Below are 10,507 nucleotides of genomic sequence, written 5' to 3' on the forward strand. Positions count from 1 at the left end.
ACTATTGATAGCGTCATGAGCCACCGTGCAGGAACACCAGCACCGCATTGAGCAGATAGGTTGCCAGCAGGCCAACGCTGACCCAGCTCGCGAAACGCAACACCCGACCCTGGGGCCGCATCACCAGCCCGATCATCACCAGTCCGCTCATGACCACGGCGGCGACCGCTGTGCCCGCATGGACCGGAGAGACGTTGGCAAGCAGCGGTCCGCGGGTGTAGAAGATGTCGTCAATCGCCAGAATGCTCACGTTGAACAGGTTGCTGCCGAGCAGGTTGCCGAGGGCCATGTCGAGCGCACGCAGGCGCAGGGCCGACAGCGTGACCGCGATTTCGGGTAGCGTGGTCACCAGCGCCATGAGCAGCGTACCAACAAAACTGCGGCTCCAGCCCATGGTCTGGGCCAGCTGGTCGGCGATGGCGGGCAGCCAGCTACCGGCAGCCAGTACCACCAGCGCCGCTCCCCCGAAACGACGCCATTGCCGCCCCAGTGGTGGCGCTGGCACGGAGGCGGCATCGGTGCCCGGCTGGGGCCGCAGCGACTGCTCGTGTGCGAAGACGCTGCGCAGCGCCAGCAGGTATAGCGCCAGCAGCACCGGGCTGTACAGCCCCAGATGCAGCATGGCCGGTGTGGCGGCGGGCAGCAACAGGCTCATGGCGACAAAGCCCAGCATCACCACACCAAAAGCGGCGGACAGCAAGTGTGCCGCGCTGGCGTGGCGGTAAATCGGCTGGCGCGGCTGCAACGCGTCGATCACCACCAGGAACACGAGGTTGAACACGCAGGCACCGAGCGCGTTGCCCACGGCCAGGTTGGGCGCACCGATGACGGTGACGGCGCTGATGCCGGAGGCCAGTTCGGGCAGCGAGGTCACCGTGGCCAGCAGCGCCAGGCCCATCCAGCCGCCCGTGAGCCCGGTTGCTTTTGCGATGTGGTCGGCGCTTTGGCACAGCACATACCCCGCGCCGGCGATCAGCATCGCGCACAGCAGGAACTGCAGCGCCAGCAGGCCAAGCGTCATGGCACACGCCGGTGGCTCACGTGCGTGATGAGCTGCGGCAGCAGCGAAGCGGGCGCTGGCCCACGGGATACGGAAGAGGGTTTGGTCATCATGGACAGAAAGCTTGTTCCAGCCAGCGTAGCGCAAAAAAAGCCTCAAGCTGGCGGCTTGTCGCAGCGCTATGGCACTGGATGCCATGCGACTTGCGCTGGATCAAGGCACCGGTCATCGTGCATGCCCCTCGCATCCATGAGGGCGGCTACAGCGGGGCCTGTCTGGCGGACTGAATGTCAGTCACCACGATGGCGTTGCCGGCTCCCGCGCTGCGTTTTCGCCGCATCAGCAAGTAGGCCGCCGGAATCACGAACATCGACAGCAAGGGCGCCGTGATCATGCCGCCCACCATGGGTGCGGCAATGCGCTGCATGACTTCCGAGCCGGTGCCCGTGCCCCACATGATCGGGAACAGGCCCCCCAGAATTACCGCCACCGTCATAGCCTTGGGCCGGACCCTGAGCACCGCGCCCTCGCGAATCGCCTCGATCAAATCGTCAGTCGCGATCCTGCCTTCTGCGATGCGCTTGTCCCACGCCTGCTTGAGGTAGAGCAGCATGATCACGCCGAATTCGGCCGATACGCCCGCCAGTGCGATAAAACCCACCGCACCGGCCACTGACAGGTTGTAGCTCAGCAGGTAAAGCAGCCAGATGCCACCTATCAACGCAAAAGGCAGGGTCGCCATGATCAAAACCGCATCGTCGAAACGTTTGAAAGTCAGGTAGAGCAATACAAAAATGATCAGGAGGGTGAAGGGCACGACGATTTTGAGTTTGGCCGTGGCGCGCTCCAGAAACTCGAACTGACCCGACCAGGAGATCGAGTAGCCGGGCGGCAGCTTGACCTGGGCCGCCACCGCGGCCTGCATGTCCTTGACGGCAGAACGCAGGTCGCGGCCGCGAATATCCACATAAACCCAGCCGGACAGGCGCGCGTTTTCGCTGCGCAACATGGGCGGCCCGTCGGTGATGCGGATGTCGGCCACGTCTGACAGCACCAGGCGCGCACCGCGCTGATTCACGATGGGCAGGCTGCGCAGTTTTTCGAGCGAATCGCGCATCTCACGCGGATAACGCACGTTGATCGGAAAGCGTTGCAGCCCGATGACCACCTCGCCACTGGCGCCACCCAGGTTTTCTCCGCCCACGGCCGTGCTGATCACCGACTGCACGTCGGCGATGTTCATGCCGAAACGCGCTGCGTCGTCGCGGCGGATGTTGACATCGACATAGCGGCCCCCGGTCAGGCGTTCCGCCAGGGCGCTGCTGACGCCAGGTACGTCCTTGAGAACGCGCTCGATCTCGCTGGTTGCGCGGTCAATGGTGGCCAGATCCGCGCCGGCCACTTTCACCCCCACCGGGCTCTTGATGCCGGTGGCCAACATGTCAATGCGGTTGCGAATCGGTGGCACCCAGATGTTGGCCAGCCCCGGCACCTTGACGATGCGGTCGAGTTCCTCCACCAGTTTGTCCTGCGTCATGCCAGGCCGCCACTCGTCCTTCGGCTTGAACTGGATGGTGGTCTCAAACATTTCCATGGGCGCGGGGTCGGTGGCGGTTTCAGCGCGCCCGGCCTTGCCATAAACACTGAGCACCTCGGGCACGGTTTTGATCAGCCGGTCGGTTTGCTGCAGCAGCTCGGCGGCTTTACCAGCCGACAGGCCGGGAAGGGCAGAAGGCATGTAGAGCAGGTCGCCCTCGTCCAGGCGCGGCATGAACTCCCCGCCTATGTGCTGCAAAGGCCACAGGCTGACTGCCAGCAGCAGCGCAGCGACACCCAGCGTGACTTTGGGCCATTGCAGCACGCTGTTCAGCAGCGGTTCGTACACGCGGATCAACAGGCGATTGAGCGGATTGGCTTTTTCGTCCGGGATGCGGCCGCGAATCAGATAACCCATCAACACCGGAATCAGGGTCACCGACAAGCCGGCCGCCGCCGCCATGGCGTAGGTTTTGGTAAACGCGAGCGGCGAGAACAGGCGTCCCTCCTGTGCTTCGAGCGTGAAAACGGGAATGAAAGACAGGGTGATGATGAGCAGCGAGAAGAACAAGGCCGGGCCGACCTCGGCCGCAGAGTCGCCAATGACTTTCCAGCGGGCATCTCCTGCGAGCACACCGTCAGGGTGGTCGTGCTTCCATTGCTCCAGGTGTTTGTGCGCGTTTTCTATCATCACCACCGCCGCATCGACCATGGCGCCGATGGCAATCGCAATGCCGCCCAGCGACATGATGTTGGCATTGACGCCCTGGTAGTGCATGACGATGAAGGCAGCCAGAATTCCCAGCGGCAGCGAGACGATGGCGACCAGGGCTGAGCGCAGGTGGAACAGGAAAATCAGGCACACCACGGCCACCACAGCAAACTCTTCCAGCAGCTTGAAGCCCAGGTTGTTGATGGCCCGCTCGATCAGGCCGGAGCGGTCATAAACCGGAACAATCTCCACCCCCTTGGGCAGGTTGGTTTGCAGCTGCGCCAGTTTGGCCTTCACGGCCGCAATGGTTTCCAGCGCGTTTTTGCCGGAGCGCATCACGATCACGCCGCCCGTGGCTTCACCCTCGCCATCCAACTCGCCGATGCCGCGCCGCATCTCGGGGCCGAGCTGTATGCGCGCCACATCGCCGAGCCGTACCGAGACGCCGGCGTCGGTGGTTGTCAAGGGCACTTTGCGAAAGTCGTCGAGCGACTGCAGGTAGCCCGAGGCACGCACCATGTACTCGGCCTCTCCCAGCTCCAGCACCGAGCCGCCGCTTTCCTGGTTGGCCTTTTGCATGGCCTCCAGCACCTTGGTGTGGGGGATGCGGTAGGCAGCGAGTTTTTCCGGGTCCAGCACGATCTGGTATTGCCGCACCATGCCGCCCACCGAAGCGACCTCGGCCACGTTGGGCACCGTCTTGAGTTCGTACTTCAAAAACCAGTCCTGCAGCGCACGCAACTGCGAGGCATCCTGTGTGCCGCTGCGATCAACCAGCGCGTACTGGTAGATCCAGCCAACGCCTGTTGCGTCGGGTCCCAGCGAAGCCTTGGCGTTGGGCGGCAGGCGCGACTGCACCTGGTTGAGGTATTCGAGCACCCGCGAACGTGCCCAGTACAGATCGGTACCGTCTTCAAACAGCACATACACAAACGAGTCGCCGAAGAAGGAGTAGCCGCGCACCGTTTTGGCACCGGGCACTGACAGCATGGTGGTGGTCAGTGGGTAGGTCACCTGGTTTTCTACAATTTGTGGTGCCTGGCCAGGGTAGGGGGTGCGGATGATCACCTGCACATCCGACAGGTCGGGCAAGGCATCGAGCGGTGTTTTCAGCACCGCATACACGCCCCAGGCGCTGATCATCAAGGTGGCCAGCAGCACCAGGAAACGGTTGACCAGGGACCAGCGGATCAGGCCGGCGATCATGGCTTGCCACCCGGGACTTTTGGCGCAGGGGCGGAGGCCATCGGCGTGATGCCGGTCAACCGCGGGAGGCCCTCGGCGTCCATATAGAACTCGAAGGTCACGCTGTCACCAGCCTGCACATTGCGCGGCAGGCCGGTTTCAGGCAGTTTGAAATCCATGGTCATGGCACCCCATTTCAGCGAGGCAATCGGTCCGTGCGTCAGGGTTACGGCATCGCGCGCTACGGCATCAACCTTGGCTTCACCCAGATGCCGGGGCGCTGCGCTGGCAGCAGCGCCAGCGGCAGGGTCGTTGAGCCGGGCTTCCACCCCCTTGAGGCTGGCCTCCGAGTCAATCAGGAACTGCGACGACACCACCACCTGCTGACCGGCGTGCAGACCCCGCCTGATCTCGGTCTTGCCGCCGCTTTCAAGGCCGATCTCCACGTCCACCGGCCGGAACTTGCCGCCGGTTTCGGCGAGCAACACCACCGTGCGTTTTCCGGTCTGGATCACAGCCTCGGTCGGAACCAGCAGAACCTGGTCGGCACGCATGTCCATGAACTGCATCTGCACAAACATGCCCGGCACCAGCTGGTTGCCAGGGTTGCGCAGTGCCACACGGGCCTTGATGGTGCGGGTGCTTGCATTGACATCGGGCAGTATGGCCTCGACCTTGCCGTTGAACACCTTGCCCGGTGCCGCCGGACTTCTGGCCTCTACCCTGGCGCCTGCGCGCAGCAAGGCGACCTGGCTCTCAGGTACTTCGGCGTTGGCCCAGACCGTGGACAAGCCGTTGATACGAAACAGCGTGGCGCCGGGCGACACCGCCATGCCCTCGCGGACCGCCAGCTCGGTGACCACCCCTGCGATGGGTGCCACCAGCGTGATGCGTGCGCGGGCCTGCCCGCTGCTTTCTACCGTAGTGATCTGGGCCTCGCTCATGCCGGCCTGTCGCATGCGCTGGCGCGCGCCGTCGACCAGGCTTTCCAGATTCGGACCCTGCATGCGGCGAACCGCCAGAAATTCCTCCTGCGCAGCCACCCAATCCGGCACGTAAAGCTCGGCGAGTGCCTGGCCCCTGACTACGCTGTCCAGCGTGGCACGCACATGCAGGCGTTCCACATAGGCGGTGGCGCGCGCTTGCACGATGACCTGGTCGCGTTCATTGAAGGCAATGCTGCCGACAACGGAAAGCTCGGGCGACAAAGTGCCTTGCGCGACCGGCGCCGTACGCACGCCCAGGTTTTGCTGAATGCGCGGGCTGACCGTGATTTTTCCCTGGTCGGTGTCCCCATCGGCGTAAACCGGCACCAGCATCATGTCCATGAAGGGGGACTTGGCCGGCTTGTCGAACTTGTTGCCCGGCACCATAGGGTCGTGGTAGTACAAAATCTTTCGACCGCTTTCCGGGTCGGTGTCGCCGGCCTTGATGCCGGCACTGATGTGGCGGCGGGTGGCATCTTCGCCCTGGGCAATGCTTTGCGGTCCTGCAGATGCCGGGGCGGGCGGGCTGCTTTCAGCGCCGCCAACGCTGGCTGGCGCGGCGTCGGCGGGCGCTGCGGTGCTCATGCCGCGCTTCATGCCAAGCGTGTACACGCCGTAAACGCCCCACGCGGCCAATGCCAGCAGTGCAGCGGCCGAGGCGGCAATAACGAGGTTTTTTCGGGAGGTCATGGCTGGCCTTTTGTGGTTGTATTTGTGTTCGTGTCCGGCTGGCTGGATGCGCCACGGCTCGCCGCGTCGGGCTGCGGCGCCAGGTAATTGAGTTGTGCCCACAGGCGGGCGGTCTCCAGCTCCAGGGCCAGAGCTTGAAGGCGGGTATCGATTTCCTCACGCCGCGCCGTAAGTACGCTGGAGAGTTCGCCCCGGCCCGTGCGGTAGGTGGTCTGTGCGGCGGCAGAGCGCTGCCCGGCGACCGGGATCATCTGCGTGTTGTAGCGGGCTACCCGCTCCTTGCCGGTTTTCCAGTCGTTGATCAGGCCACGCACCTCTGCCTCATGGGCGTGCAGGGCGTCTTCGTAGTTGGCACGCGCTTCGTCCGCCAGTGCCAGCCTGGACGCCAATTCGCGGTTCTGGCGGCTCTTTTGGTCCCACTGCAGGGGAATCGAAACGCCGATGGACACCATGTTGGAGTACGCCGGGCCGCGCTGCTGGTAGGCGGCCTCCACCGTCCAGTCAGACCGGGTGTTGGCCTGGGCCAGCCGGGCCTCGGTCTCAGCCGTGTTCAACAGTGCGGCTGGCACGGCCAGCTGCGGATGTTGCCGAAAGTGGTCGGCAGTCAGCGTCTGCTCAAGTACGCTGCTTTGCCATGCGGGTTGTCCCGCCAGAGGGCGCTTGGCCGCGTCGCCTATCCAGCGCGTCAGCATCAGGCTGGCGTTTCTGGCCTGGCGGTCTGTCTGGCTCAAACGGTCTTCGACCTCAATCAGCGCAGCGCGCGCCGCAAACACATCGGCCTGGGAACCGCGGCCTTCCCGGAACGTGACGCTGGCGCCTTGTTCCTGCAGGCGGGTTTCGTCCAACTGCTGCAGAAGCAGCGCGCGCATGGCTTGCGCGTAGTAGCGCTCCAGCCAGGCCAGGGCGGTATCGCGTTCTACCGCCGCCCGCGTCAGTTGCCGCTGCGCTTGCACACGCTCGGCTTCGCGCTCAAACCGCTCGCTTCTGAGCTGACGCTTGTCGCTGCGCGTGATCTCCTGCATCAAGCCGATGCGGCGCATGGTCATGAAGTCGCGCGTCAGGCTCAGCCGGTCCGGTCCACTGACGGGCAAGCTGTCGATACCGAGCCTGAGCACCGGGTCGGGCAGCTGGCCGGCAGCCACCGCCATGTCGCGCGCTGCCCGGGCAGCCGCGTCGTTGGCAAGCAACTGGCCGGACTGAGCGACAGCCAGCCGCTGCGCTTCCTGCAGGGACAAGGGCTCAGCGGCGACGGGCGACGCAGCGAAACCAACCAACAGGGCAGACGACACCAGGCCGCGAAACAGCCGCGCACCGCAGGCGCGGCGGGCAAGGGGAAAAGAATACATACAAGCTCCAGACAACATGACAAGCCGCCGGGCACAAGGCGTGCACCGGCAGCAACCAGGAAGCGGGGAGGCTTTAAAGGCGGAAGCAGCAGTGGCGCACGGCCACCGATCGCAAGGCGCTGCGCGTCGGAAGCGACGCCTGGGGGGGCGGGTCCATAGAAGCCAGGATCACGCGAAGCAGCGGGTAGTCGATGCCCCCCGCAGCCGGCGATGCAAGAACGGGAAGCTGGAGCTTGTCAGCGTTTTGCGAGTCGGCCTTGCAATGCGCAGCGCAAAGGCCGGGCTGCTCGGCGTCGCTTGCTGACGCCATGGCTTGTGCACACGGCAGGCCGTCCTCTGCCATTGCCGTGGTCTGACCGGCCCCGCCGCCGTTGCCAAGTGTGCCAGGACAGGCGTAGGCAGCCATCGCCAGCTGCATAAACAGCACATTGAGCAGCGCGAACAGCACAATGGCCAGGCGCTTGCGGCGGTTCCAGATCATGAAGAGGGATGGGCAGTACTTGGGTTAGCGAACACGCGGGGCGGGAAAGCAGGAGTCTAAACCGTAGACCAGGCCGGTGCAGAAAAAGTTCCGTGACGCAGTCAGCGTGCCGATCCCCTTGCTTTTGCGCACCTTGTCGCTGGCTTTGACCTGGTCCGGCAGCGCAGGTCGTGGATGACCTGGACATCCGGACGTCTTACCGCTTGGCCTCCAGATCCTGGATGTAACTTTTCATCTCGCCGATCTCCCTCCGCTGGGCGGCAATGATGTCGTCAGCCAGCTTGCGAACGCGCGGATCAGTGATGTTAGCCCGTTCGCTGGTCAATATGGCGATGGAATGATGGGGAATCATGGCCCGCATGTAGGCAACATCATCAATGGTGGTCTGGCTGCGTACAAGCCACAGGGCTACAAAAAGTGCGATAACACTGCCGATCAGTATGCTGATGTTCGCCACCTTATTGGGATACATCTTCCACATGAACAGCAGCATCACCAAGGCCATGGTCGCCCCCATGATCACTGCCATATACGCTCTTGTTTCGCTATAGAAAATATGGTCGAGCGCGTAGGTATTCAAATACATCAGCCCAAACATGATGATTGTTCCTGCAGCAATCATCAAGGCAAAAGTCGTGTATTTCATGGATGCCATGGCTTTACCGTGCTGCTGTTGTCGAGTGGAATTTTCCATTTTTATCTCCAGTTGGGTTGACGGGCAAGTAACGGGCCACCATGCCTCCAACGAGCGAGAATCTCGCGCGCCCTTTTTATCGGTGGCTTGATTGAGGATGTTGTCGCACCTTCGAATGCCACACAAGTAGTCGTCAGGCTATTCATAAGTCAGACAAGAGGCAATAAAAGTTGAACCCACAGTGCTTGTCCGACGCGACCTACGCTGCCGCGGCGTCTTTTCGCACAAATGGAGGGCACGATGGGGACATCGTGAAGCTGTTCATTGTGATCGCTGCAATGGCAGTTCGAGTCCAACCCGCCTCTCAGCAATCAACCCCGGAGAATCACCATGCCTGACCAAAAAACAACGCTTGCATCGAAGCATGCAACACTTGTGCCGTGGCCTGCAACCATTGCGCGGCTTCATGCCCGCATGAAAAAGACATCCAAATGATGGCCAAGTGCATTGCGCTGGACATGGATTGCGCTCAAATCTGCACTCTGGCTGCGGCGGCAATGGCGCGGGGCAGCAAACACGCCAAAGCCATCTGTGGCCTGTGTGCAGACATTTGTCAGTCTTGTGGCGATGAGTGCGCCATGCACGCGATGGAGCACTGCCAGCAATGTGCCGAGGCCTGTCACCAGTGCGCCAAAGAGTGCCGCAAGATGGCCGCCATGGCCTGACCAACAATCAGCCCTTAGAAAAAAAATCACACATGACTACCAACTTCAAATACGTCAAGCCAGGGCCTATCGCTTTCATTGCGCTGACCGTCGCACTGCTGCAGCCACTGGCCTACGCCCATTCGCCAGCAATGACCGGCAGCGATTCAATGCAGGGCGGAAAAGCCGGCTCGTCATCCATGTCTGGTGGTGCCATGAGTATGAAGGGCATGGACATGAAAGGCATGATGGAAGACAACAACGACAAGATGTCCTCCATGCAAATGACCGGCAACTCCGACATTGACTTCGCCATGACGATGCGCATGCACCACCAAGGCGCGATCGATATGGCAGAGGCCGAACTGCGCGATGGCAAAGAGCCTCAGATGCGCAAGATGGCCAAGGACATCATTGCAGCGCAGAAAAAAGAAATTTCCCAGTTCGACAAATTCCTGGTCAAGCATCCAGCCGGGAAGATAGGCAAATAGCGGGCGGAGATGCCTCCGGGTCTCTGAGTTGGATCACCATGGTCATGGGTACCAGAATGTAAAACTGTTGTTTTGAAGGCTTATCGGTGCCATCCAAAGCGTCCCAACTGAATCCGTTCTGGAGCCTTTCGGCGATATTTGTTGTTGCCGTTGGACTCAACTACGTGTGGGAACTTGCCCAAGCGTTTTTGTATGTTTGGACGGATGACAAAAAGGGCATTTGGTGGCACTGCTTTGTTGCAAGCCTCGGAGACGGCCTGCTGCTCTGGGTCATTTTCTTGATAGGTTGGCTCGTGTTCAGGCGATCAGACTGGTTTGTACGACCGAACCGCAGACAGTACGCAGTCATGCTGACCATCGGGTTGACCATTGGCATCGCCGTGGAGTGGGTGGCCGTTAACCTGCTTGGCCGATGGAGCTATACAGAAGACATGCCACTGCTGGGAGGATCTGGAATTGGCGTGGTACCCATGTTGCAGATGCTGATTCTCCCGCCCGTGATTTTCGCAATCGTCGCTAAATTGGGCGCGATGAGGACGGCAGGTACTTCTTATTGCTCCGGCCCTGTGAAGTCTTAAGCCGCATATCGAACCCGACTATTCTGAAAGTAGCTCATAACGCGCTGGGGGTTTTGCTTCAGCATCGCCATGTGCTCGTTGGCGGCCTCGCGTAATCTGGCCTTGGTTCTGATGGGTACACGCTTGCCCATCTCCTGCTTCAAATCTGCGTTCAGCCGCTCCTC

General features: G+C 61.9%; 9 protein-coding genes and 1 pseudogene. 3 read left to right on the forward strand and 7 right to left on the reverse strand.

Annotated elements, in window-relative coordinates; translation table 11 throughout:
- Nucleotides 1-13: 13 nt before the first annotated feature.
- From ACESMT_RS05320 to ACESMT_RS05345, 6 genes are all read right to left on the reverse strand, one after another.
- Nucleotides 14-1,021, reverse strand: coding sequence for a sodium:calcium antiporter (locus ACESMT_RS05320; protein ID WP_372825534.1), 1,008 nt, complete (start codon nucleotides 1,019-1,021; stop codon nucleotides 14-16).
- A gap of 238 nt (nucleotides 1,022-1,259) precedes the next feature.
- Entirely contained in the window at nucleotides 1,260-4,454 is a 3,195-nt protein-coding gene (locus ACESMT_RS05325; protein WP_372825535.1) for an efflux RND transporter permease subunit, read from the reverse strand.
- Entirely contained in the window at nucleotides 4,451-6,109 is a 1,659-nt protein-coding gene (locus ACESMT_RS05330; protein ID WP_372825536.1) for an efflux RND transporter periplasmic adaptor subunit, read from the reverse strand. The genes ACESMT_RS05325 and ACESMT_RS05330 overlap by 4 nt, the downstream gene beginning before the upstream one ends.
- Nucleotides 6,106-7,455 carry a TolC family protein gene (locus ACESMT_RS05335; RefSeq protein ID WP_372825537.1) on the reverse strand — a complete coding sequence of 450 codons (1,350 nt, stop codon included), beginning with the start codon at nucleotides 7,453-7,455 and terminating at the stop codon, nucleotides 6,106-6,108. Before ACESMT_RS05335 ends, ACESMT_RS05330 begins: the two co-directional genes overlap by 4 nt.
- 73 nt (nucleotides 7,456-7,528) lie before the next feature.
- Entirely contained in the window at nucleotides 7,529-7,936 is a 408-nt protein-coding gene (locus ACESMT_RS05340; RefSeq protein WP_372825538.1) for a hypothetical protein, read from the reverse strand.
- Nucleotides 7,937-8,132: 196 nt separating this feature from the next.
- A complete protein-coding gene (locus tag ACESMT_RS05345; RefSeq protein WP_372825539.1) occupies nucleotides 8,133-8,630 on the reverse strand; it encodes a DUF305 domain-containing protein in 498 nt (165 codons plus the stop codon).
- A gap of 356 nt (nucleotides 8,631-8,986) precedes the next feature.
- Here ACESMT_RS05345 and ACESMT_RS05350 point away from each other — a divergent pair, with 356 nt between their 5' ends.
- The 3 genes from ACESMT_RS05350 (at nucleotide 8,987) to ACESMT_RS05360 (ending at nucleotide 10,343) form a co-directional block, all read left to right on the forward strand.
- On the forward strand, nucleotides 8,987-9,295 hold the full coding sequence (locus ACESMT_RS05350) for a four-helix bundle copper-binding protein (protein WP_372825543.1): 309 nt from the start codon (nucleotides 8,987-8,989) through the stop codon (nucleotides 9,293-9,295).
- A gap of 32 nt (nucleotides 9,296-9,327) precedes the next feature.
- A complete protein-coding gene (locus tag ACESMT_RS05355; RefSeq protein ID WP_372825540.1) occupies nucleotides 9,328-9,765 on the forward strand; it encodes a DUF305 domain-containing protein in 438 nt (145 codons plus the stop codon).
- A gap of 86 nt (nucleotides 9,766-9,851) precedes the next feature.
- Nucleotides 9,852-10,343: a hypothetical protein gene (locus ACESMT_RS05360; protein ID WP_372825541.1), complete on the forward strand. Its 492-nt coding sequence runs from the start codon at nucleotides 9,852-9,854 to the stop codon at nucleotides 10,341-10,343.
- Here the strand turns inward: ACESMT_RS05360 and ACESMT_RS05365 are convergent.
- Nucleotides 10,340-10,507 (reverse strand): annotated as a pseudogene (locus tag ACESMT_RS05365) (IS630 family transposase); the annotation flags it as partial. The gene ACESMT_RS05360 and the pseudogene ACESMT_RS05365 overlap by 4 nt on opposite strands.

Source organism: Polaromonas sp., from assembly GCF_041689105.1.
GTDB lineage: Bacteria > Pseudomonadota > Gammaproteobacteria > Burkholderiales > Burkholderiaceae_C > Polaromonas.